Origin of the sequence: Maricurvus nonylphenolicus (assembly GCF_042854845.1) — a bacterium.
GTDB lineage: Bacteria > Pseudomonadota > Gammaproteobacteria > Pseudomonadales > Cellvibrionaceae > Maricurvus > Maricurvus nonylphenolicus.
This window is the reverse complement of record NZ_AP031498.1, coordinates 4,659,258-4,683,544: the sequence shown is the minus strand read 5'-3', so window position 1 is coordinate 4,683,544 and position 24,287 is coordinate 4,659,258. Positions and strand designations below refer to the sequence as shown.

Genomic DNA, 24,287 nt, shown 5'->3' with positions numbered 1-24,287 from the left:
CTGCTATTATGCGCGCCTTAAGCCTGTTTAGAGAGCAGAAATTATGAGAGTCCTGGGTATTGAAACCTCCTGTGATGAGACGGGAGTGGCCCTGTATGACACCGATAAGGGGCTGTTGTCCCATCGCCTCTATAGCCAGATCAAGGTCCATGCCGAATATGGTGGTGTGGTACCGGAATTGGCCTCCCGTGATCATGTGCGCAAAACCCTGCCGCTGATTCAGGAGGTGCTGGACGATTGTGGTCTTAGTAAAGGCGATATTGATGCCGTAGCCTATACCGCTGGCCCAGGCCTGGTGGGAGCACTGATGGTTGGAGCCTGTAGTGGCCGTGCTATGGCCTACGCGCTGGGGGTACCTGCGGTAGGTGTGCACCATATGGAGGGGCATCTGCTGGCGCCTATGCTGGAAGATCAGCCGCCTGAGTTCCCGTTTGTGGCATTGCTGGTATCCGGTGGTCATACCCAGTTGGTGGAGGTTGATGGTATTGGCCAATACAAGCTGCTGGGGGAATCCCTGGATGATGCCGCTGGTGAGGCCTTCGATAAGGCCGCCAAGATGCTGGATCTCGATTACCCCGGTGGTCCACAGGTCGCCAAGCTCGCCGAGCAGGGCGATCCCGAACGTTTCACCTTCCCGCGCCCCATGACTGATCGCCCTGGCTTGGATTTTAGTTTTAGTGGATTGAAAACCTTTACCCTTAATACGGTTGCGGCGCATAAGCAGGCTGACGGCCTGCCGGATGATCAAACCTGCGCCGATATTGCCTGTGCTTTTCAGGAGGCGGTAGTGGATACGCTGGTGATTAAGTGTCGCCGCGCCCTGCAGCAGTGCAATATGAAAACCCTGGTCATCGCCGGTGGTGTTTCGGCTAATCAGCGGCTGCGGGAAAAACTGGAATCGGCACTGGCCAAGATTGGCGCCAAGGTATTTTATGCTCGCCATGAGTTTTGTACCGACAACGGTGCCATGATTGCCTATGCAGGGGCACAGCGCTTGTTAGCTGAACAGGGGGAAGCGTTGCCGGTGCACGTGAAGCCGCGTTGGAATTTGGAAGAGTTGCCCTCGTTGACGGCGGGCGAATAAGCATAAAGAACGGGAGTTTTCGTTTAGATGGATGTTGTCTATATCAGAGATCTGCGCATTGATACCATTATCGGTATTTATGATTGGGAGCGCGAGGTACGCCAGACGGTAAGTCTGGATGTGGAAATGGCGGCTGATATTAGCAAGGCGGCCGAGACTGACGATATTCAGTATGCTCTTAATTATAAATCGGTGGCTAAACGTATTATTGCCTTTGTCGAAGGCAGTGAGTTTCAGTTGGTGGAAACCATGATCGAGCAGATCGCCACCATTATCCGTGAAGAGTTTGATGTGCCCTGGTTACGTTTGCGTTTGAGTAAACCCGGCGCCCTGCGTCAGTCGAAGGATGTTGGTCTGGTGATTGAGCGCGGTGATATGGCAATGCGTCCAGCAGGTGTAGGAGCAATTTAATGGCGCGAGTCTACCTCAGCCTTGGCAGCAATATTGATCGCTACCGCTATATTTCAGCAGCGCTGGATGCTCTGGCGCAACGTTTCGGTGAGCTGATTATTTCTTCTGTATATGAGAGTGAAGCGGTTGGTTTTGAGGGCGATAATTTTTTAAATCTTGTGGTGGGGCTGGATACCACCATGGAGCTGGGCGCCTTGGCGAGCCTGTTGCGCAAGATTGAGCACGATAATGATCGTCGCCGCGATGGTGGGCCGCGCTTTAGTGCCCGAACCCTGGATATCGATATCCTGACCTACGATGATCTGCTGGGGTGGCATGACGGGGTGGAGTTGCCCCGCGATGAAATCCTTACCAACGCTTTCGTACTTTGGCCTTTGGCAGAAGTGGCCGCAGATGAGTTACACCCGGAGCAGAAGAAGTCCTACGGCGATTTATGGCAGGCCTATGATCGCGACCAGCTGCTGTGGCCAGTGGACTTCACTTGGCAGGAACGTCAAATATCCCGCCGTCAGTAGGCCGCTTTTTGGTTTGGCCGCGGCTGTTATTTAGTGGCGACTGGCGCAATCTATACAGTATTCCGCTGTTGGTATGGCCGCCAGGCGTTTTTCGTTAATGGGTTGGCCGCATTCGCTGCACACGCCGTAATTGTGGCCGGTCATCTTTTTCAGTACGCGTTTCAATTGCGCTAGTTCGATGGCGGTTTCGTTGGCGATAGCTTCCAGTACTTCGTCATTTTCCCGTTCCTGTGCCTGTTCACTCCAGTCGCTGCTATGGCTTTTTTGCAGGTCGTGTTCAACGGCCTCCAGGCGCTGTTGTAATTGCTGCTGGCGGCGGGTCAGGGTTTGGCGAATATCGGCTTGGTTCATAGTTATTTAATCTTCTGTGCTGTTTTTGGCTAATAATGTGTGGCTATTTACAGGTTGCCTGTTGAGGGTATAAAAGTGCCGGACGCTCAACTGCAAGGAGGCTGCCCGGCACAAATCTCATGCATCAGTGAATATCGATACGGCGGCTCTGGCTAACCGTTTCTTCTCTCTTGGGTGCTGTTAGGGTGAGCACACCATCCTTGAAGCTGGCATTGATGTCTTTTTCCCTAACATCGCTGCCCAGGTTAAAGCTGCGCATAAATTTGCCGTAGCGGCGTTCCTGACGAATGAGCTTCCCTTCTTTTTCTTCTTTGTCTTCCTGGTGGGTTTCAGCTTCGATAGTCAGTACACCGTTATCCAGTGTTACTGACAGATCGTCTTTATCCACACCAGGCAACTCCGCGCTGATTTCGTAATGACCATCGTGCTCTCGAACATCAATACGAGGAGAAAAGGTTGTTGGGGAAAAGGATGTCTCTGGTAGACGATTCCCCCAGACTTGATCAAAGAAGTTATCAAAATCAAACAGGGAGTTACCAAGGGGACGGTTACGTGGGATCAGGCTCATGACGCACCTCCTAAAACAGTTATCTGAAGTAACACAACCATTTGTTGACACTACAAGTATGGACCCAGTTTGAAGAAGTGATATTGAGCTATATCAAAGAATGGGGCGGGTAGCGGATTACCGCTGAAAATGGCGTATAAATCTTTTTTGTGCCAGTATCTGGTCTAAGCGCTACTGCTGCATTCGGCTGTTCGGCGCAATGCCTGCTATATAACAATAATAACCAGCGGCTTAGAGGGCTTAGAAACCTTATAACCCATATGAATACTGAACTGATCATTGCACTGAATCTCGCTATTTTGCTGGTGGCAGGTATTGTTATTGCCATCGGTACCTACCGCAATGAAATCAAATACCGCCAGCGGCTTAAGCGCCTGGCTGATAGCCTTAAAGACAAGCTGGAAGAAACCCTAAAGCGCAACCGCGAGCTTGAGGAGGAGTTATCCCGTGCTCGCGTGGACGCTACAGCGCAGGCGGTGGGTAACCCAGAGGATGTTGAAGCAGACGTTAAGCATGCGCTTAACTCGCTTAAACAGCAGTTGGATCTGCGTAACAAGAAGATCGAGATGCTGGAGGAGTTCAAGAGCCGTCATTCTGGCGAGCCGGGTGCGGATACGGAGGAGCTCGATAGCATTATCGATGGCTTGCGTCAGGAGCTTGAGGTCAGCCGAGCCCATGTGGAATCACTGGAGAAGGATGTTGCCGATAACCGCATCCTACGCACCAGGGTATCCCAGCTGAGTCGTGAGGAGGGGCGGCATCGCTCAACCGCGAACAAACTGCGAGATAAGTTGGCTGATGCCAGTCGCAATTTGGCCGAGATGATGCATCTATCGAAGAAGGCGGAAGGCTTACAAAAAGATAATGTGCGTTTGCATCAACAGGTTAATGACCTGTCGACCAAAACCGAGTACCTGACCACCGAGCGGGACAATTTATCCGCTATGTACAATGAGGCGGCCAATAAGGAACGCTTCCAGCGCAAGCGTATTGCCCAGCTGGAACAGCAGCTGGTAGAGGAGCGGGCGCAATCGGTTAACGCCCCAACAGATACAGAGCTCCAGGCAAAAGTTGAGGCGTTGGAAGCCGAGCTGGATGAGGTGCGTAATGAGCTCGAACGTACCTTAAAAGAAAAAGCCATGATTGAAACCCATATGTTGGCCATGGATAAGGCGGCCAGCCAGCTCGATCAGCGAGAGGCTGAGTTTGAGCGTTTAAAGAAAGAGCATGAAACGCTGGAGATGCACTTCCTGATGGATTCTGCGGAAGATAACTCTCCTTTACAGGTTGAAGTGGAAAGCAATGCTGTAGCCGATCCTCATGTGGAACTTGAATTTGAGGCACTTTCAGAAAGCCTGGCGGAAGATAATATTGAGTTTGTGGGCCAAAAAACTACCGATGTGGACCCGCGTAAAGCAAAACACAGCGAGGCCTATGCCAGCCCCCTGTTTTTGTCGGTTTCTGAGTTTTGGGCTAAGTTTATAGACGACAAGGATGAGGTTGTCATTGTCTCCACCAGCGTTCCCAATAAGCCTTCACGGTTATGCATGTGGACCTATGTCTTCATTGGTGATGAGGATATGGGCATCGTACTGGGGGTGGATCGCGATCTGTCTGAGCGGGTAGCGTCTGCCATCTTTGATAAGCCTCAGGCCGAGGTGGAAGAGGATGATGTAATCGACAGCGTCGGGGAGATGACCAATATTGTCGCCGGTTTTGTTGCCAATAACCTTGGAGATAGCAGAAAGCTTTCCGCGCCCAAACATATTCAGCGCGATGAGCTGGATCAGTTGATGTTTTATATGAAAACCACCGCTGAGATTTTGGTGGGCACACAACACGGTCGTTTGTACTTAGGTACTATTCAAAAAACTATCTAAGTCAAAAAACAATTTAACTCTAATAAGCACTATAAAAAGATCTCAGGTACTTACATGAAGTTGGCGATAAAGAAAATTTTGATCGTTGATGATAGTCGAGCAATGCAAACCATTGTCAGTCGTGGTATCCAGGCGATGGGTTACAGCGAGATAGAAACCCGTCAAGCCTCTGATGGGGCAGAAGCCTTGAGTATTTGCCGTACCTGGGAGCCAGAACTTGTGCTGTGTGATTGGCATATGCCGGGAGGCATGAGTGGCCTGGATTTATTACTTGCCTTAAACCGGGAAATGCTGGGCATTAAAGTCGGTTTTGTTACCACTGAAGAGCGCGAGCAAATGATTCGGGAAGCCATGGATGCCGGTGCCAAATTTATCGTCAACAAGCCGTTTGATTTTGCCACCCTGCACAAAGCCGTATTGCCGATTATCCAGGGCCAGGACGAAGGTGAGGAAGCGTTGAGTCAGCACCAGCCAGAGGAAGATGAACCGGATCGTGTGGCGCTACCCAATATTGATGTTTTAACCTCGGTCATCAATAACTTTACCGCTAAGGAAGTGTTGGTGGAGCGATTACCGCCGATTCAGTTGACAGAAAAAAGTTACCCTTGTGTTGTGTCGCTGTTTGAATCTTCGCAGGATAATGTGGTGCGCGCTATTGCAGTTATAGATGTCAAAGCGGCTTGCCTGTTAGGAGGTGCTGTTAATAATATCGATGAGGCCGATGTGCATGTGGCCATCGCCGAGCGCGCCATTAGTCGCTCGATTATGCAGGGCTGTGAGCGTTTACTGTCGGTCATCAGTGTTGCCCTGCATGATACTGCTACCTCGGAAGGCTTGCTGTGCAGTCGCGTGCACACCATTACCGAAGCCAAGCCAGTGGTTAAAAAGCTGTTCAGCAAACCCGGTGCCCGACGGATTGATGTGGAGGTGGGGGTTATAGGTTATGAGACCGGGCGTATGACCATTATTGTGGCATAGGTGGTTTAATCACAAAGATGGTTGGGATATAAGTGTTAAACCCTCACCTATCTGACTGTCAAACGTGACGGCCAGTAGTTGCTTTGGATCATCCAGATAAACTTCCTGAAAGTCTTTAGTTGTTGTCGCTGGTATGGGTGCCAGATTCGGCCCGGTACTGGGATCACTAATAATATAACCCGCCGTCATGTTGAGCAGCTCGCCCAGGGCATCCAGCGCAAGATCCTCATCATAATCTTCACTCGCAATACCGAGAAAACTGGAAGCAATATTCATCAGTAGTTCATCATTGCAAGCCAGTGATAAACGCATAAACGGTGATTGCTGTTTAGTAGCATCGACTATCGTGATGGTCATCAAGTATTGATAATTTTCGAGGCATTGCGGCAGCGTGGCAATCTGGGTGTACTTGCATGCAGATTTCATCATGCGGTTAAACAGCTTTTCTAAAGATTCCAGGGCACATTGTTGGGCGGCGTTAAACTGGTCGAATAAGTAATTCTTTTCCGCTTCGCGCTGCAGGCTTTGCAGTGTGTCTATAAGTGCGCTTTGGCTGATAAACCCTTCACGAATCAGGATATCACCCAGGCGTAGGCTGCGGCTCTGTTGGATGTCGAGTAATTGCTGCACCTGATCGGCGTTCAGCAGCGCTCTCTCTTGGGCAATATCCCCAAAGCGCTGATTGATCTGGCGCTGTATGGTGTTGATGTCTTCCACCTGTTGACTGGTTAACAGACCGTATTCAATGGCCAGCTCACCCAGCAGCGGGTTGGTTTGGCGTTGTATGTCCAACGCCTGTTGCAGTTGGCTTTCTGACAATAACCCGCGCTCAATCAGCGCGGTACCTAAAAACGACGGCATGATGGTTGGGGCCTTCCATGAACCTGTGGGGAGACTCTTACAAGTTTAGTGGGTTTTTATAGGTGGGTGTGGCTTTTTGTTTTGGGGGCTATAAATCCGGAGCCAGCCGGGGAAGCTTCTCTCCGCGCCCATAAGCGGCAGGAAAAAGCCAGCGCTCCGTAAACTCGCTCGCGCTCAGACAACCTCCGCGACTACCCTGACTTTTTCCTGCCGCTTAAACATGGGCTGATTGCTACGAGAAGCTTCCCCGACTGTCTCCTCCCATAGTGCTAATACTGAACATTTATTTGAGGGATCGTCCGCCATCAACCGCGATAATCTGCCCGGTTATATAGTCCGCCTGCTGGATCAGAAACACGGCCGTGCGGGCGATGTCGGCTTCTGTGCCGGTCCGTTGCAGCGGAATTTCATCGAGCATTTGCTGTTTAGTGCTGTCATCAACCTCGGCGTCATTTTCCGGCCACAGGATGGCACCTGGCGCAATACTGTTAACCCGTACTTCCGGGGCCAGCTCACGGGCCAGGGACTGGGTTAGCATGGTGTTAGCGGCCTTTGCCATGCAATAGGTGGTGTAACCTTTGAGGGGCCTGCGGGCATGTATATCGGCGATATTGATAATGCAGCCATGTTGCTGTTTTAAGGCGGGTGCCAGGGCCTGACTTAAAAACAGCGGTGCCTGGGCATTGCTGGCGAACAAGTCTTGCCAGTGCTCTTCGGTAATATCGCCAACCAGGGTGGGGTAAAACGAAGAGGCATTGTTGATCAATACATCCAGACGCCCCCAGTGGTCCTGTGCTTGTTGAGCCAGGGTTTTCACGGCCGTCATATCGGCAAGGTCTGCGCACAACGTGTGAGCGGAATCAGGACGTTCGCTGTTTAATGCCGCTACCAGGGTTTCGGCATCGTTTGCCGATTGTCGATAGTGAACAAGTATCCGGTAGCCTTCTGCGTGTAGGGCTTTGGCCATGGCGGCACCTATGCGGCGGCCGGCACCGGTAATCAGGGCAACGGGGGTCTCTGTATTCATAGTGTGCTGCCTTATTGTTCGATTAGGGGCGGATGGTTTTTAGCGCTGCAATTCTTTGTTTGTGTAGCTGCTCACCAATGGCTTTGCCTGTATGACCGGCAGCAATGATGTCCTGAGTACTAATGGCCTGGCAGAGATTAAAGGCCTGGCGCAAATAGTCGGCCTGAGGGTAATCCCTGTCTTCCAAGCCTTCGCGGCCACGGGCATCGGCTTCGCAGCAGAGCAAAAATTGCTGCAGTTTTTCCGGGCGACGAAAGGCGTCCAGGCGCTGTAGCAGCTTGACGATGGTTTCCGGTTTTAATTCCAGTGCCCGATGGCAATTGGTGTGATCGCGCGCTACGGCAATCGCCAATTCGCGATAGGCTTTGGGTACGGCCAGGCGTTCACACAGGCCGTTGATTAAATCAAGGCTGCGGGCTTCGTGGCCAATATGTTGCGGCAATACATCTTTTGGCGTGGTGGCTTTGCCCAGGTCGTGAACCAGGGCGGCAAAGCGAATATCAGCCTCCTCGGACAATAGGCAGGCCTGTTCCAACACCATTAAGCTGTGGATGCCGGTATCAATTTCCGGATGGTGGTCGGCCCGTTGTGGCACGCCAAACAGGTTGTCGATTTCTGGCATGATGGCTTGCAGGGCACCACACTGGCGCAGCACTTCAATAAATTGGCCGGGGGATTTTTCGGTCAGCGCTCGTTGCCATTCTTTCCACACCCGTTCGGCAACCAGATGATCGACTTCACCGTTGTTCACCATATCGCGCATAAGCTGCAGGGTTTCCTCAGCGACTTTAAAACCCAGGTGGTGGTAGCGGGCGGCAAAGCGGGCAACGCGCAAAATGCGTACAGGATCTTCACTAAACGCGGCAGAGACATGACGCAGAATTTTATTGTCGAGATCGGTTTTGCCGTTATAGGGATCAACCAGATTACCGTCGCTGTCCTCGGCGATGGCATTAATAGTTAGGTCGCGTCTCTGTAAGTCTTGTTCAAGAGTAACATCGCTGGCTGCGTAAAAATCAAAACCCGTGTAACCGGGGCCGGTCTTACGTTCGGTGCGCGCCAGGGCGTATTCTTCTTTGCTGTCCGGGTGTAAAAAAACCGGGAAGTCTTTGCCGACAGCGCGAAATCCTTCGGCTTCCATGGTTTGGGGGGATGCGCCAACAACCACCCAATCGCGTTCACTGTAAGGGTAACCGAGAAGTTTGTCGCGGACGGCGCCGCCGACGAGATAGATTTGCATACGGGGTAGGGGTTTCCTAAAACTACTTTTGTGAGAGTACTACGTTTTATGGGTTGGAACCAGATTGCTGCAGCGGTAGGTAGAGGGTAAAACTGGTTCCCTTGCCGGGTTCACTTTCCACATCAATCCCGCCCTGGTGGGCGCCAATAATGCCATAGGTTACTGATAAACCCAGGCCTGTTCCTTGCCCGGGTGGTTTGGTGGTAAAGAAGGGGTTAAAGATCTTTTTCTGCACGGCTTTGCTCATACCACTGCCGCTATCCTGCACTTTGATAAGGATGCCCGGTGACGGCAACTTGGGATCAAAGGGGCACTGCTCGGCGTTTTCTGTGGTGATGCTAATCTGGCCATGCTTTTCGATCGCCTGGGCGGCGTTAACCAGCAAATTGGTCATAACCTGATAGATTTGCGTGATGATGCAGTCAATCGCTGGTGTCTCAGCCAGCTCGAGTGATACTTCAGCTTTGTATTTGACCTCGTTGGTGATGATATTCAGTACGCTGTGGATACATTCATCGATATGCAATTGCTGCCATTCGGATTGCTGTGGCTGAGAGAAAACTTTCAGATCGCTGACAATCTGTTGCACCCGCTCACTGCCGTTGAGTGAATCCTTAATTAATTGCTGAATATCTTCCTTTAAAAAGGGCAGGTCGATACTTTGCTGAATATCCGTCAGTTGCTGGCGTGTGCTGTCGTCTTCGATAAAGGCTTCGGCTTGTTGGTAACAGCCCAGCAATTTGATCAGGTCGTTGACGTAATCTCGCAGGCTGCCGAGGTTGGCATTGATATAGGCAATGGGATTGTTGATTTCATGGGCAACACCGGCGGCCAGCTCCCCCAGTGACGCCATTTTCTCCGCCTGCGCCAATTGTTGTTGGGTTTTATGTAGGCGTTTATTGGTTAATTCCAATTCCCGTGTACGGGCTTGAACCCGCTCTTCCAGATCCTGTTCGCGATTGCGCAGGGTGAGGTGGTTTTTTACCCGGGCGAGCAGTTCTTCGCGTGAATAGGGGGGCGTGATGTAGTCTGCCGCGCCCAGTTGCAGGCTGTGGCTAATGGTTTCCGGCTTGTTGTCAGCGGAAATCACTATCACTGTTGGGGTTTGATCCAGCGCCAGGGTTTGCAGTTCCTGCAGGACATCGGTGCCGGACTTGTTGGGCATATTCAGATCCAGCAGTACCAGTTCGTAGGCGTGCTGTTTGATTTTATCCAGACATTCCTGGCCGTCTTCGGCTTCGTCGAGGGGGTGATAGTGGTCAGCAAGGATATGTTTCAGCAGCTGGCGATTGATGCTGTTGTCGTCAACGATCAGGATGGGGGCTGTCATGGATGGCGCGCTGGGCCTTATGGCAAGAGTTTCACCACAGTATATAGATAAGCCTGAAAAAAGCGCAAAAAAAAGCCCTCACAGACTGCGGAGGGCCAAGGGTCTTAGGGTTTGGGTTTGCTCGTCGTTCTATTCCGTAGAGAGAGGAGCAAGTAAATCCTGTGTGAGTATGGTTAATTATTATCCATTTCCTGACTAACCTGTCAATCGTGACATTTAGAACAAGTTTGCATAGAAAATGGTAAGAACTGTCATATATGTCATGATAGACAGGTCTGTAGCAGCTATGATTAGATAGTAGGTTTCCATCAAAGGCTAATCGGGCGGGCCATGTCAGATATTCAGGTGCTAACGACGGGCGAGGCGGCGAAGTACTGCGGAGTCAACTTCCGTACCGTGATTCGCTGGATCGAGCGGGGCAAGCTTAAGGCTTATAAGTTGCCTGGCCGTGGCGATCACCGCATTCAGCGCGAGGACTTTGTCGCCTTTCTGCGCGAGAACCAGATGCCCGTGCCGAATGAACTACAGGGCATTAATCGCCTGGTATTGGTGATTGAGGATCAGCCTGAGATGGCCGCTGCTATAAAGCGTGTGTTGCGCCGTACCGGCTATGAGGTAGAGATAGCTCACGACGGCTTTGTCGCCGGCTCCATGCTGGAACGTCTCAAACCCAGCGTGATCACCCTGGATCTTAAAATGCCGGGGCTTGATGGTTATGAGGTATTACGGCATATCCGTGAGCACGAAGAGCATTCCGCTGCCAAGGTACTGGTGATTTCGGCGGAAACCCAGGCCGGGCTGGATCGAGCCTTAAAAGAAGGTGCCAATGATATTCTGCCCAAACCCTTCGACAACAGCGTCCTGCTGGAGAAGGTTCAGGCTTTGATTGAAAGCTAGTCGCCAGGTTATATCTTAAAGCGACTGCGCTTTATCCATTTCCCTATCTTTATCGTCCTCTTTTGGCGGGCAGTGGTAACTGGCCGTGATCTTATCGTTTTGCAGTGAATGCAGGTGAATATCAAAGCCCCATAGGCGGTGCATATGGCGTAGAACCTCTTCTGTGGTTTCCGCCAGGGGTTTGCGGTTGTGTTGGATGTGTTGCAAGGTCAGGGATCTGTCGCCACGTATATCGACGTTGCAGACTTGGATATTGGGCTCACGATTACCCAGATTGTATTGGCCCGCCAGGTTTTCACGCAGGGCCTGATAGCCGCTGTCGTCGTGAATGGCGGTCACTTCAATATCCCGGCACTGGTCGTCATCGCTAATGCAGAACAGTTTCAAATCGCGCATCACTTTAGGGGACAGGAACTGCAGGATAAAGCTTTCATCCTTAAAGTCACGCATGGCAAATTGCATGGTTTCCTTCCAGTCCGATCCGGCAATGTCTGGGAACCAGCGTTTGTCCTCCTCGGTGGGATCCTCACAGATGCGACGAATATCCATCATCATGTTGAACCCCAGAGTATAGGGGTTGATGCCGTTAAAGTAAGGGCTGTCGTAGGGGGGTTGGTAAACCACACTGGTGTGGGATTGCAGGAATTCCAGAATAAACCCTTCGGTGACATAGCCGCGCTCATACAGAGTATTAAGCAGGGTGTAATGCCAGAAGCAGGCCCAGCCTTCGTTCATTACCTGGGTTTGACGCTGTGGATAAAAGTACTGGGCTATTTTGCGCACAATACGTACCACTTCCCGCTGCCAGGGTTCTAGCAATGGGGCATTTTTTTCAACAAAGTAGAGCAGGTTTTCTTCCGGTTCAGCCGGGAATTGTGGAATATGTTGTTCATCGTCATCCTGATGGTGTTGCGGGATCGTACGCCACAAATCATTGATTTGTTTTTGCATATATTCTTCGCGTTCCTGCTGGCGTAGTCGCTCTTCTTCAGCAGAAATCGGGTAGGGGCGCTTATAGCGATCAACACCGTAGTTCATCAGTGCGTGACAGGAGTCGAGCACAGCTTCGACTTCATCGATGCCGTAGCGCTCTTCGCACTGGGCAATGTAGTTCTTGGCAAACAGTAGATAATCGATAATGGAATCGGCATCGGTCCAGGTACGAAACAGGTAGTTGCCTTTAAAAAACGAGTTGTGGCCGTAACAGGCGTGAGCAATCACCAGCGCCTGCATGGTCATGGTGTTTTCTTCCATGAGATAGGCAATGCAGGGGTTGGAGTTGATAACAATTTCGTAGGCCAGGCCCATCTGGCCGCGGGAGTAGTTTTGCTCGATATTGAGAAACTGCTTTCCGTAGGACCAGTGGTTGTAACCCAGTGGCATGCCGACAGAGGCGTAAGCATCCATCATTTGCTCGGAGCTAATAATTTCGATCTGATTTGGATAGGTATCCAGGCCAAATTCTTCAGCGATTTCGCCAATAATACGATCGTATTCCTGAATCAGCTCAAAGGTCCATTCTGATGTGGTAGAGATTGGCTTATTAGTCATACGGCTTTCTTATGAAATAGTTCTCGGAATACCGGATAGATATCGCGCACATCAACAATTTGTTCCATGGCGAAGGCTTCCGGAAATCTTTCGCGGACCACTTCGTACTCCTCCCACAGTGCCTGGTGGTCGCGGGGAGTGATTTCGATATAGGAGAAGTACTGCAATTTTGGTAGCAGACTGTCCATCAGGATTTTTGAGCAGGTGGTGGAATCATCGTTCCAGTTATCGCCATCGGAGGCCTGGGCGCAGTAGATATTCCATTCGGATACCGGGTAGCGGGTATCAAGGATTTCTTTCATTAACTTCAGCGCACTGGAGACAATGGTGCCGCCGGTTTCCCGTGAGTAAAAGAATTCCTGCTCGTCCACTTCTTTGGCGCTGGTGTGGTGGCGAATAAATACCACTTCGGTGTGCTCGTAATTTCGCTGCAAGAACAGATACAGCAAAATAAAGAAACGTTTGGCCATATCCTTGGTGGCCTGGTTCATGGAGCCGGAGACGTCCATCAGACAGAACATCACGGCTTTGGAGCGCGGGATTGGCTGTTTGACGTGCAGGTTGTATTTAAGATCGAAATCGTCCAGCCAGGGCACGCGGTTAATGACACTGCGCAGATGGGTAATTTTTTCCATCAGCGCTTCAATTTTTTTATGGTTGCGTAGCTCAATGGCTACATTTTCCAGATCTTCGAGTTCCTGCTCCAAACGCTTGAGTTTCTTACGTTTGCCGCCCGTCAGGGCTATACGGCGGGCATTGGCGGCACGCAGGGAGCGAACAATATTAATACGCCCGGGGGAACCTTCATTACTGATACCCGCGCGGCGCAATTTAAATTCTTCATTGCCCGACAGCTGGCGCTTGACCATGTTGGGCAGTTCCAGATCTTCGAACATAAAGTCCAAAAATTCTTCCTGAGTGATCTGGAAGACAAAGTCGTCCATGCCTTCACCCTGATCGCTGGCGCCGGGGCCTGCACCGCCACCCTGGCCGCCACCGCCGGGAGGGCGGGGAATATGATCGCCAGTAACAAACTCTTTGTTGCCAGGCAGGACATTGGTATTTTTGCCACCACGGCCGTGGTGGAAGATGGGTTCGTTAATATCCCTGGTGGGGATACTGATTTGCTCGCCCTTATCGATATCGGTGATTGAGCGCTGGGTTACCGCATCGGATACCGCCTTTTGGATATGTTTGCGGTAACGGCGCAGGAAGCGCTGTCGATTGACAGCACTTTTATTTTTCGCGTTGAGGCGGCGGTCGACAATGTAGCTCATAAAACCCCCCTGTCTGTTTACGTGTCAGTAACATGTTTATTACTGGGATTTTCTGACACGTAGATACCATTCAGACAGCAGACGAACCTGCTTCTCGGTGTATCCGCGATCTACCATGCGGGCGACAAAGTCCTGATGTTTCTTCTTGTCGTCGGCTGAGGCTTTGGCGTTGAAGGAAATAACCGGTAACAGGTCTTCGGTATTGGAGAACATTTTCTTCTCGATAACCGTGCGCAGTTTTTCGTAGCTATTCCAGGGTGGGTTTTTGCCATTGTTATTGGCTCGTGCACGCAGGACAAAGTTGACGATTTCGTTACGGAAATCTTTCGGGTTACTAATACCGGCGGGTTTCTCAATTTTCTCCAGCTCTTCATTCAGTGAGGCGCGATCGAGAATTTCACCGGTTTCAGGATCGCGGTATTCCTGATCCTGAATCCAGAAGTCGGCATAGGTGACATAGCGATCAAAAATATTCTGACCGTATTCGGCGTAAGATTCCAGATAAGCGGTTTGAATCTCCTTACCGATAAATTCCACGTAGCGAGGTGCCAGGTATTCCTTAATAAAGGTCAGGTACTTCTCTTGCAACTCAGTTTGGAATTGTTCCTGCTCAATTTGCTGTTCCAGTACATATAAAAGGTGTACAGGGTTAGCTGCCACTTCTGTTGGGTCGAAGTTGAAAACTTTGGAAAGGATTTTGAACGCAAAACGTGTCGACAGCCCGGCCATACCCTCATCGACGCCGGCGGAATCCTTATATTCCTGCAGTGACTTGGCTTTGGGGTCGGTGTCTTTCAGATTCTCACCATCGTAGATGCGCATCTTCGAATAGAGGTTGGAATTATCCGGTTCTTTAATGCGCGACAGGGTTGAGAACTGGGCCAGCATTTTCAGTGTGTCAGGCGCACATTGCGCTGTGCACAGAGAGCTGTTTTGCAGTAGCTTCTCGTAAATACGTATCTCTTCGGAGACGCGCAAACAATAAGGCACTTTGACGATATAGACCCGGTCAATAAAGGCCTCGTTGTTTTTGTTGTTTTTAAAGGTCTGCCATTCCGATTCGTTGGAGTGAGCGAGGATAATGCCTTCAAAGGGCAGGGCGCCTAAACCTTCGGTACTGTTGTAGTTGCCTTCCTGGGTGGCGGTTAACAATGGGTGCAGCACCTTGATAGGCGCTTTAAACATTTCCACAAATTCCATAATGCCCTGGTTGGAACGGCACAGGCCACCGGAGAAACTGTAGGCATCGGGATCGTTTTGTGGGAAATCTTCCAGTTTGCGGATATCCACTTTACCAACAAGGGAGGAAATGTCCTGATTGTTTTCATCGCCGGGCTCGGTTTTGGATATGGCAATTTGATCCAAAATCGAGGGGTACATTTTCACAACGCGGAATTGGCTGATATCGCCGTTGTATTCGTGCAAGCGTTTTACGGCCCAGGGCGACATAATGGATTTGATATAGCGTTGAGGAATACCATAATCCTCTTCGAGAATATGGGAATCTTCTTCGGGGTCAAACAGGCACAATGGTGATTCAAATACCGGCGAGCCTTTAATACAGTAAATCGGCATTTTTTCCATTAAGGCTTTTAGCTTTTCTGCCAGTGAGGACTTACCACCACCTACAGGACCCAGTAGATAGAGGATCTGTTTCTTTTCTTCCAGGCCTTGGGCGGCATGTTTAAAGAAAGACACAATCTGTTCGATGCACTCTTCCATGCCGTAGAAGTCTTCAAACGCGGCGTAGCGTTTAATGATTTTGTTGGAAAAGATACGGCTCATGCGAGGATCCCGAGCGGTATCAACCAGTTCGGGTTCTCCTATTGCCATCAACATGCGCTCCGCGGCAGAGGCGTAGACGCTAGGGTCGGTTTTGCAGAGTTCCAGGTATTCCTGGATGCTCAATTCCTCCTCTTGCGTAGCTTCATAGCGGTTCTGGTAGTGATGAAAAATGCTCATGGCAAATTCTCCTGCTGTCGGTTTAGACCCTGGGATATAACTATTTATCCCTTTTTTATAGGCCAACCGCATATAACGTTAGTCGCCGTAAACCAAAAAGTTTTATTCCCTTATATCTAAGAATAGCCCCTAAAAAATAGGTTGTAGGATTTTTGCGTGCTTTTTTGTAAAGTTTTTTACGTCAAAAAACAGACTCCACAATCAACTGTTCAAAATTTAGGCCAATTGGCCATGGTGAGGATTTTGGGCCTGTGGGATAATGCAGCACCTAGAGAGAGTACGTATTAATGTGGGAATGGGATCAGGTCTGTTCCCCAGCAAAATGGAGTTGTCATGGCGGTATTGGTCACAGGTGGTGCGGGGTTTATTGGCAGTCACACATGTGTTGAGTTAGTGGCTGCAGGCTACGAGCCGATAGTTTTTGATAATCTGGCCAACAGTTCCCGTACGGCGCTTGAGCGCCTGGAGCAAATCACCGGAAAACCGGTAACGTTTGTGCAGGGAGATATCACCGATCGTCGTGCGCTGGGTAAAGTTTTCAGCCAGTACAGTATTGATGCGGTGATGCATTTTGCCGGATTAAAAGCCGTGGGTGAGTCCTCTGAAATCCCCTTGAGTTATTACCACAATAATGTCAGTGGCAGTGTGCTGCTCTGTGAAGTGATGGCTGACTATGGCGTCACGGATATTATTTTTAGCTCCTCGGCCACGGTTTACGGTGACCCGGCCTCTGTTCCCATTCGCGAAGATTTTCCCACCTCAACCACCAACCCCTACGGGGCCAGTAAGTTGATGGTGGAAAACATTTTGCGTGATGCCTGTGCCGCACCCAACAGCCCCTGGCGCGTGAGCCTGTTGCGTTACTTTAACCCTGTCGGTGCTCATGAGTCTGGCCTGATTGGAGAAGACCCGCAGGGTATCCCCAATAACCTGATGCCCTATATTGCCCAGGTCGCTGTGGGCAAACTGCCACAGCTGCAAGTGTTTGGGGACGATTACCCCACCCATGATGGTACCGGGGTGAGAGACTATATCCATGTGGTGGATTTAGCTCGCGGCCACGTGAAAGCCCTGGAATCACTCAAGCAGAAAGACAATGGTTGCTACACCTATAACCTGGGTACAGGCCGGGGTTACAGTGTGCTGGATATGGTTAAAGCCTTTGAGCAGGCCGCCGGCAAACCTGTACCCTACGAGATTGTTAATCGTCGCCCCGGTGATATTGCCACCTGTTACGCTGATCCCGCTTTGGCTGCCGAGGAACTGGACTGGCGCGCCGAGTTTGATTTGCCACGTATGATGGCTGACGCCTGGCGCTGGCAGTCACAAAACCCTAACGGATTTGAAAGCTAACTGTCATACAGCCCCTCAATAATGGCGCCATCAGCAAGATGAGAGGGCGCCGACATGAAGGTAACAATTTTTGGTAGTGGCTATGTAGGCCTGGTCACTGGGGCCTGCTTGGCTCACGTGGGTCATCAGGTCACCTGTGTAGATATTGATGCCGAGCGAGTTGAGCGCCTCAATCGCGGTGAAAGCCCTATCTATGAGCCTGGGCTGGATACTTATTTAGCGTCCGGCTTAAGTGAGCAGTTACTGTCCTTTACAACCGATGCAGAAAACGCGGTTGCCGATGCCGATGTCATCTTTATTGCCGTGGGTACACCCACCTGTGAAGATGGCTCGGCCGATACCCGTTTTGTATTGAACGTCGCCAAAACCATAGGCAAATACCTGCGCAGACCTTCCCTGATCGTGACTAAATCCACCGTGCCGGTGGGTACCGCAGACAAGATCTATGAGGCCGTCGCCGAGACCTTGGCCTACCGTGATCTTTCGATCAAATTCCACGTTGCCTCCAACCCTGAATTCCTCAAGGAAGGTGCGGCGGTTAATGACTTTATGAAGCCCGACCGTATTATTGTCGGTGTCGATGCTCCGGAGGTGGTCGACCTGTTCCGCCAGTTATACGCTGCCTTTAACCGCAATCACGATCGCTTGATGGTGATGGATGTACGCTCAGCGGAGCTAGCTAAATATGCGGCCAATGCCATGCTGGCGACCAAGATCAGCTTTATCAACGAGATGGCCAATATTGCCGAGCGGGTAGGGGCCGATATCGAAGCTGTGCGCAAAGGCATAGGGGCGGATCCGCGCATCGGTTACCACTTTATCTACCCCGGCTGCGGTTACGGGGGTTCATGCTTCCCGAAAGATGTACGGGCCCTGGAATCCACGGCCAAGCAGTTTGGCTATGAGCCACAAATACTGCCAGCGGTAGAAAGTGTAAACAGTCGCCAGAAACACAGCTTGTTTTCCAAGCTGGCTGGGCGACTGGGCAGTGATCTGCGCGGTCAAACCATTGCGGTGTGGGGCTTGGCCTTTAAACCGCAAACCGACGATATGCGCGAAGCACCGAGTATCCCACTGATTAAATCTTTATTGGTTGCGGGCGCGCGCGTATTGGCGTTTGATCCCAAAGCCAGTGACGCCTGCGCAGAGATATTTGCCGAGTACGAAGGAATTGATTTTGTGGATACGAAAGAAGCCGCAGTCACAGAAGCTGATGCACTGGTGATTTGTACCGAGTGGAAGAGCTTTTGGTCGCCGGACTTTGCTCAGTTACGCCGTTTGATGCGAGGGCGTTTGGTGGTTGATGGTCGCAACCTGTATGACACAGCATTGATGGCGCGCGAAGGTTTTGACTATATCTCCATCGGCCGCCCGACGATGGCAGGTGAGACACCACTAATGGCAGTCGATACGGATGAAGAATTATCTGTGTTGGCGGATGCGGTATAAAAGAAGCTGTAACGATAAGCAGCAAGAGCAGTACGCGGCGTACCTCCTCAAGGGGGGCAAAAAGGTACGCCACGTAACAGCATTCTTGGCTAAATCGGCTTTTGGCCGCTAAGCCAGTCAGGTAAAGCCGATCTAAAGTAAATCCCTTTGACGATGAACTACATCGTTCAGTCCTTATGTTGGCGTCCTGCCAAACACATCTCCTGATGTAAGAGGGCATTCCCTGCAATTCATCCCTGGAGGCTTTCGTTTGCCTTGTTGGCTCAGAAAGTAAGGTCTAAGTTAACTTTTTCGGTTTGTGAAATCAAGGAAAAAGTTAGGTTAAATCTTACTTCTTCTTTGTTTTTATCGAGGGTTCTCGGTAACTAATTGAATTATAAGGTTTTCTTGGTTTGGGGTTCTAAATCCGGAGGCAGTCGGTGAAGCTTCTCTTCGCGCCCATAAGCGGCAGGAAAAAGTCAGCGCTACGTAAACTCGCAAAAAGCGCTCAGACAACCTCCGCGACTACTCTGACTTTTTCCTGCCGCTTAAGCGATGGGCTGACTGCTACGAGAAGCTTCACCGACTGCCTCCTCACTAGGGTGCTAATCCAGAGCATATTTAGTTCGCTGAAGAGAGGTTTGCCCAAGGGGAGGGAAGGGTCTATGACCAATCAGGATGCGCTTAAGGCGTGTACTGGGACGAGGAGCGTTTACGAGGACTGTTTGAGCGTTTTTTAGCGAGTTCCGCAAGTGCGACCGGCCCAGTACACGTCTTGCAGCCGGTCATAGACCCTTCCCTCCCCTTGGGTAAACCGGAGTTTAGGCACTGTCTAAAAGAGTTTTATTCTTCGCGTAGATGCTGCTGAATATAGTACTTAGCCAGATCTCGCAAAGGCTGCTGAATATCTTCGAAGCCACGAACACCGTAGTCGGCCAGCATTTGGGTAACGTCTTCCATGGTGCCTTGCAGGTCATAGCTGGAGACGGTCAGCGTAAGGTCTTTGCCGGCATCGGCTATTAGCTTGGCAGCCAGGGGGCGCAGGGAAACGGTATCGCTTTCGCCTTTGTTGAGGGATAGCGGACAAGGGGTGGCAGCATCACCAAAGCGGACCCAGGATTCTACCCGGAGCACATTGTAATCACCGGGGATATGGCGCAGGAGGAAGGTAATCAGGCCGCGCAGGGTTTGATCCCTGGGCAGGATATCTTTCTTCAACCAGTCGGAAACTGCAGGCTTGCTGTGGCCGGTGATCTTGTGGATATAGGCAATACGGCCGCGTTCATCCATGGCGGGGATGTTGAGGTCTTCGGTGTGGTCCATTAACAGATTGAGGCGATCGGAAAACCCCGGAAACACTTCCGCGACGGAGCAATTCTCCGCCTCTGCTTTATATTCTTCTCGGTACCTCTCCAGCGATGTAACCTTGTTGGTAGCCATGGTATTTTGCCAAAGTTAAAGTTAGTAAAGATCTTACTATATAGTTGAGGATACAATAATAACGGTCAAAAGGTGATTTTTCACGTCATTTGCACAATTTTGTGGCACGAAAATTCACCTGTGTTAGCCTAAGTGGGTAATAACTACCTCCTAATTGACCGTTTTACAGGGCTTTATGTATTTAAAGCCACTGGTGATAGTGTTATAAGTTAAGTAGTATTTAACAAAAATAATAAAAGACAGTTTCTGCATGCTTGTTCATTGGTTTTCCCGTTCCCTTACTTACCGTCAGCGTTTGCTGCTTGCCCCTTTACTTGCTCTGATCCCTTGCCTGGTTATTCTGGTGGTGTATTTCCTGCCTCGTGAGGTTATTTCACTGGAATCCGGATTGCAGCTGGCCGGTGTTGTGTCACTTGTGGCCCTGCCATTGATCTACCTCTGCTTACGCTCGATTATTCAGCCGTTCCGGAGTCTGGTGAGTAAGATCGAAACCTTAAGTCCGGAAGACTTGGGGTCCAAAGCCTTCGCCGAAGAAAACTTTGATGAACAGATTGAAGATGGCCATGAGCTAGGCAAGTTGTTTGCGGTGCTGCAGGGAGCAGCAAAGCATATCCAGGCGCAGAATCATCAGATCAAAAAGCAAAACCGTCGTTTGGCACATAAAAACCGTGAATTGCTGCATCACGTGCAGCGGGTGACTCAGGCGCGTCAGGCTGCGGACAGGGTGAGCGCGGAAAAGGATAACTTTATTGCCAATATCTCCCATGAGCTGCGCACCCCGTTATCGGGGGTTGTTGCTGCGGTGGAAATGATTGAGCAGACCGTAGCTCAGGGTATTTCCAGTATGCTGAAAATGGACCGCAGCCATCTCACACCACAGCAGGTGCATGATTTGCGCGCCTCACGCCAGGAAGTTCGGGAAATCTTGACCATCATCGATGAGATTCTAAAACCGTCTTCTTCATCGATGGAGATCATGGTGGATGATCTGTTGGAGTCTCTGCGTGATATTGCTTATGGTGATGTGAAGTTACATGTGGCGCCATTTAGTTTGGAGAAGGTCTTCTCCGGTACTGCTCGGGCCTATGAAGAGATGGCCTTTAAGAAAGGACTTATCTTTGATCATCTGGTAGTGAATAACACCGGCAGTAGCAGCCTGTTTTATGAGAGTGATTGGACCCGTATTGGGCAGATTCTCAATAACCTGCTGAATAATGCAATACGTTTTACTCAGGAAGGTGGCATTACCTTAAAGGTGGAAATCAATCCGACTGACAAGGAAGGTTTGCACCGTTTGAATTTTGTGGTGAAAGATACCGGTTGTGGCATTTCAGAAACCGAGCGCAGCCGTATTTTTAATCTTTTCCATATCGGTGAAGACCCGACTAAAAAAGAGCACAGCGGGTTAGGCACGGGGCTGGCGATTGCCAATAAGGTGGCGGATAAGCTGGGTGGGCGTGTCTATCTGGCCAGCTCTGAAGTCGGTAAAGGCTCGGTTTTTATATTCGAATTGTTGATGAATGCCATCCCGGAGCAGGAAGAAACCTTAACGCCGCTGTCCGAAGCGCCCCATAAGTTATCGCTGCTGTACGTGGAAGACTCCAAGGTTAACCGCAGTATTTTTAAGCAGTTTTGTGATCGCGCCAATATCAACCTGCAAATGGCCGTCGATGGTAATGAAGGTTGGGAGAAATACTTGAGCTATAAGTTTGATGCCCTGGTGATTGATTGCTTTATGCCAAACAAGAACGGCTTCGAACTGGTGAAGGATATCCGTCGTCATGAACAGGAGCATGGTTTGGACAGGGTGCCTATTTTTGCCCTGACTGCCGATCCAACGGCCAACAATAAAAAGCGCTGTCTCGAGGCTGGGTTTGATGAGTTTTTAACAAAGCCTTACCGTCGCGCCACTTTTAACTTTATTCTTGAAAAGGCGATACCGGTTGCTGAGCCAGTTTCTGGTGCATAGTTTATTTTCCTGAAACCTTTTGGTGCCTGTGTGTTGAGTGCATTGGCGCCAAAATTATTTTTCCGCAGTTTCTGACGTCTTCTTCCCTGGCTGTCATCCCTTCGACATATAACCACGCTATAAATCAGGTCATGAAAATGACATGCAAATGTAATGACTCATGTGCGCTGCAGAGTCAGATTTTATCTTTGCATATGGAATAGATATTGCTGATCTGTTTCTGCAGTTTCCATTTTGCATGAGAATGTGGCGCGGACATTCGTGCCAACCGAAAATAGAAGGAGTTTGTCGGTGAATATCGCTTTTCAGCACCCGCCTGAGGAAGGTTTCTCCCAAGAAGCCCAAATACTTGAATATATCGAGCAGTTTGCCCAGTTATTCCAGCAGATGTTGCAGGAAAGCTTGTCAAAGCATGAAGGCGCAGAAGACGCCAACATGTTTAATCCCCAAGCAATGGTGGAGATGCTGGCCAAGGGCGTGCATGTTGATACTGCCAAACTGTTCAGTAATCAAATGGCTTTTATGGAGCAGCAGATTTCTCTGTGGCAGCATGCCACAAAAGCTATGATGGGAGAATCGGTTGATGCTGTGGTCTCGCCGGAGCGCAGTGATACGCGCTTTAAAGATGGCGACTGGACGGCTAACCCGGTGTACAACTATCTCAAACAGGCCTATTTACTGAACTCCAAAATGCTTGAAGGCGTGGTGGACAGCTTGCAGTTTGATGATGAAAAACTGGCAGGCCAGGTTAAGTTTTATACCCGACAGTTTATCAGCTCAGTCTCCCCTTCAAATTATATTATGACCAACCCTGAGGTGTGCCGGGATATTTTGGCCACCAAAGGCAAGAACCTGATCAAGGGCATGGAGAACTTCCTGGCCGATCTGGAGCAGAGTCCCGCAGACGCCTTTAAAATTTCCCAAACCGATGCCAAGGCATTTGAGCTGGGCAAAAACCTGGCTGCATCTCCAGGTAAGGTGGTGTTTAAAAATAAGTTAATGCAGCTTATTCAGTATTCCCCAACCACAGACACCGTGTTTGAGCGCCCGCTGTTAATCATGCCGCCGTTTATTAACAAGTATTATATTCTCGACATGGATCGAAAAAAATCCATGGTGCGTTGGTTGGTGGATCAGGGTTATACCGTGTTTATGATCTCCTGGGTGAATCCGGACAGTTCGTTTGCCGAGACCTCGTTTGAAGATTATATGCACTTGGGGCCGTTGGCCGCTGTTGATGCGGTAGCGTCAATCACCGGTAGTGAGCGTATAAATGTGGTCGGATATTGTATTGGTGGTACTTTATTGGCCGCGACTCAAGCCTATTTAAAGGCGCAGAAAGACAAACGCATTAACAGTTTAACCTTTTTCACTGCGCTGCTGGATTTCTCCGAGCCTGGTGAGTTGGGGAATTATATCTCCGAATCCATGATGCCATTATTGGAACAGTCGGCTCGCTCCAAAGGCGTGTTTGATGGCCGTGTGCTGGGTATGAGCTTTAGCTTGTTGCGGGAAAACAGCCTGTTCTGGAGTTACTTTATCAATAACTATTTGAAAGGTCAGGATCCAGCGGCGTTTGATATTCTGTACTGGAACAGCGATTCCACCAATTTGCCTGCTGAAACTTTCTTGTATTACATACGCAACACCTACCTGGATAATAAACTGATTGAGCCGGGTGGTATGGAATTGTCCGGTGTACCGATTGATATCTCGACAGTCGATGTGCCGTCCTACTTTGTCGCCACGGCAAATGATCATATTGTGTTGTGGCAGGCCTCCTATAAAAGTGCCCAGGCCCTGGGAGGTGATACACGCTTTATTCTTGCTGGTTCCGGCCACCTGGCAGGTGTAATCAATCCGCCGGAAGGTGGCAAGTACCCTCACTGGACCAATGATGCGGTATCGGGCGCATTGAGTGAATCGCCTGAGCAATGGATGGAAGGGGCTACGCAGGTTGAGGGTTCCTGGTGGCCGGATTGGCACAAGTGGTTATCAGTTAAATCCGGCGAACAGGTTCCTGCTCGAAAACCTGGCAGCAAGAAAGCCTTCCCCGCGCTGGAAGATGCGCCGGGTAGTTATGTGAAAGTCAGAATTTAGAATAGAAATACCACGCGTATAGAGCCAGCGAGCTTCACAGTGATATACTGATCGACAGTAAACTC

The 24,287-nt window shown here is 50.2% G+C and carries 20 protein-coding genes; 10 read left to right on the top strand and 10 right to left on the bottom strand.

What is annotated here, in order from left to right; translation table 11 throughout:
• Window positions 1-43 precede the first annotated feature (43 nt).
• From tsaD to folK, 3 genes are read left to right on the top strand one after another with little or no spacing between them, the layout of a single operon-like run.
• Window positions 44-1,084 (top strand): tRNA (adenosine(37)-N6)-threonylcarbamoyltransferase complex transferase subunit TsaD, encoded by a 1,041-nt coding sequence (gene tsaD / locus ACGHZ6_RS20340; RefSeq protein ID WP_390615871.1) that lies wholly within the window; start codon window positions 44-46, stop codon window positions 1,082-1,084.
• 27 nt (window positions 1,085-1,111) lie between these two features.
• Window positions 1,112-1,495, top strand: a complete 384-nt coding sequence (folB, locus tag ACGHZ6_RS20335; RefSeq protein ID WP_390615870.1) for a dihydroneopterin aldolase — start codon at window positions 1,112-1,114, stop codon at window positions 1,493-1,495.
• Window positions 1,495-2,010 (top strand): 2-amino-4-hydroxy-6-hydroxymethyldihydropteridine diphosphokinase, encoded by a 516-nt coding sequence (gene folK, locus ACGHZ6_RS20330; protein WP_390615869.1) that lies wholly within the window; start codon window positions 1,495-1,497, stop codon window positions 2,008-2,010. Before folB ends, folK begins: the two co-directional genes overlap by 1 nt.
• A 30-nt stretch (window positions 2,011-2,040) precedes the next feature.
• On the opposite strand, the gene ACGHZ6_RS20325 is transcribed toward folK, so the two are convergent.
• Both ACGHZ6_RS20325 and ACGHZ6_RS20320 read right to left on the bottom strand, forming a co-directional pair.
• A complete protein-coding gene (locus ACGHZ6_RS20325; protein WP_390615868.1) occupies window positions 2,041-2,361 on the bottom strand; it encodes a TraR/DksA family transcriptional regulator in 321 nt (106 codons plus the stop codon).
• 124 nt (window positions 2,362-2,485) lie between these two features.
• Entirely contained in the window at window positions 2,486-2,929 is a 444-nt protein-coding gene (locus ACGHZ6_RS20320; RefSeq protein WP_390615867.1) for an Hsp20/alpha crystallin family protein, read from the bottom strand.
• Between the two features lie 260 nt (window positions 2,930-3,189).
• On the opposite strand from ACGHZ6_RS20320, the gene ACGHZ6_RS20315 reads away from it, so the two are divergent.
• Both ACGHZ6_RS20315 and ACGHZ6_RS20310 read left to right on the top strand, forming a co-directional pair.
• On the top strand, window positions 3,190-4,809 hold the full coding sequence (locus ACGHZ6_RS20315; protein WP_390615866.1) for a chemotaxis protein CheX: 1,620 nt from the start codon (window positions 3,190-3,192) through the stop codon (window positions 4,807-4,809).
• Window positions 4,810-4,863: 54 nt separating this feature from the next.
• A complete protein-coding gene (locus ACGHZ6_RS20310) occupies window positions 4,864-5,787 on the top strand; it encodes a response regulator (protein ID WP_390615865.1) in 924 nt (307 codons plus the stop codon).
• A gap of 9 nt (window positions 5,788-5,796) precedes the next feature.
• On the opposite strand, the gene ACGHZ6_RS20305 is transcribed toward ACGHZ6_RS20310, so the two are convergent.
• The 4 genes from ACGHZ6_RS20305 to ACGHZ6_RS20290 form a co-directional block, all read right to left on the bottom strand.
• Entirely contained in the window at window positions 5,797-6,648 is an 852-nt protein-coding gene (locus tag ACGHZ6_RS20305) for a chemotaxis protein CheX (RefSeq protein ID WP_390615864.1), read from the bottom strand.
• Between the two features lie 283 nt (window positions 6,649-6,931).
• Window positions 6,932-7,675: a pteridine reductase gene (locus ACGHZ6_RS20300; RefSeq protein ID WP_390615863.1), complete on the bottom strand. Its 744-nt coding sequence runs from the start codon at window positions 7,673-7,675 to the stop codon at window positions 6,932-6,934.
• A gap of 22 nt (window positions 7,676-7,697) precedes the next feature.
• A complete protein-coding gene (locus tag ACGHZ6_RS20295; protein WP_390615862.1) occupies window positions 7,698-8,915 on the bottom strand; it encodes a multifunctional CCA addition/repair protein in 1,218 nt (405 codons plus the stop codon).
• A 46-nt stretch (window positions 8,916-8,961) separates the two neighbouring features.
• A complete protein-coding gene (locus ACGHZ6_RS20290; RefSeq protein ID WP_390615861.1) occupies window positions 8,962-10,245 on the bottom strand; it encodes a response regulator in 1,284 nt (427 codons plus the stop codon).
• A 330-nt stretch (window positions 10,246-10,575) separates the two neighbouring features.
• Here ACGHZ6_RS20290 and ACGHZ6_RS20285 point away from each other — a divergent pair, with 330 nt between their 5' ends.
• Window positions 10,576-11,142 (top strand): response regulator, encoded by a 567-nt coding sequence (locus ACGHZ6_RS20285; protein ID WP_390615860.1) that lies wholly within the window; start codon window positions 10,576-10,578, stop codon window positions 11,140-11,142.
• Window positions 11,143-11,157: 15 nt separating this feature from the next.
• On the opposite strand, the gene ACGHZ6_RS20280 is transcribed toward ACGHZ6_RS20285, so the two are convergent.
• From ACGHZ6_RS20280 to ACGHZ6_RS20270, 3 genes are read right to left on the bottom strand one after another with little or no spacing between them, the layout of a single operon-like run.
• Window positions 11,158-12,693: a SpoVR family protein gene (locus ACGHZ6_RS20280; RefSeq protein ID WP_390615859.1), complete on the bottom strand. Its 1,536-nt coding sequence runs from the start codon at window positions 12,691-12,693 to the stop codon at window positions 11,158-11,160.
• Window positions 12,690-13,970 carry a YeaH/YhbH family protein gene (locus ACGHZ6_RS20275; protein WP_390615858.1) on the bottom strand — a complete coding sequence of 427 codons (1,281 nt, stop codon included), beginning with the start codon at window positions 13,968-13,970 and terminating at the stop codon, window positions 12,690-12,692. The genes ACGHZ6_RS20280 and ACGHZ6_RS20275 overlap by 4 nt, the downstream gene beginning before the upstream one ends.
• Before the next feature lie 39 nt (window positions 13,971-14,009).
• Window positions 14,010-15,932, bottom strand: coding sequence for a PrkA family serine protein kinase (locus tag ACGHZ6_RS20270; RefSeq protein WP_390615856.1), 1,923 nt, complete (start codon window positions 15,930-15,932; stop codon window positions 14,010-14,012).
• 333 nt (window positions 15,933-16,265) lie between these two features.
• On the opposite strand from ACGHZ6_RS20270, the gene galE reads away from it, so the two are divergent.
• Entirely contained in the window at window positions 16,266-17,285 is a 1,020-nt protein-coding gene (galE, locus tag ACGHZ6_RS20265) for a UDP-glucose 4-epimerase GalE (RefSeq protein ID WP_390615854.1), read from the top strand.
• Window positions 17,286-17,339: 54 nt separating this feature from the next.
• Complete coding sequence (locus tag ACGHZ6_RS20260; protein WP_390615853.1) at window positions 17,340-18,734, top strand: UDP-glucose dehydrogenase family protein; 1,395 nt, start codon at window positions 17,340-17,342, stop codon at window positions 18,732-18,734.
• Window positions 18,735-19,556: 822 nt separating this feature from the next.
• Here the strand turns inward: ACGHZ6_RS20260 and ACGHZ6_RS20255 are convergent.
• The gene (locus ACGHZ6_RS20255; protein WP_390615852.1) at window positions 19,557-20,153 is read right to left on the bottom strand and encodes a hypothetical protein; all 597 of its coding nucleotides are present in this window, start codon (window positions 20,151-20,153) and stop codon (window positions 19,557-19,559) included.
• A gap of 250 nt (window positions 20,154-20,403) precedes the next feature.
• Here ACGHZ6_RS20255 and ACGHZ6_RS20250 point away from each other — a divergent pair, with 250 nt between their 5' ends.
• Both ACGHZ6_RS20250 and ACGHZ6_RS20245 read left to right on the top strand, forming a co-directional pair.
• Window positions 20,404-22,122 carry an ATP-binding protein gene (locus tag ACGHZ6_RS20250; protein ID WP_390615851.1) on the top strand — a complete coding sequence of 573 codons (1,719 nt, stop codon included), beginning with the start codon at window positions 20,404-20,406 and terminating at the stop codon, window positions 22,120-22,122.
• A 291-nt stretch (window positions 22,123-22,413) separates the two neighbouring features.
• Window positions 22,414-24,222: a PHA/PHB synthase family protein gene (locus ACGHZ6_RS20245; RefSeq protein ID WP_390615850.1), complete on the top strand. Its 1,809-nt coding sequence runs from the start codon at window positions 22,414-22,416 to the stop codon at window positions 24,220-24,222.
• Window positions 24,223-24,287: the final 65 nt, after the last annotated feature.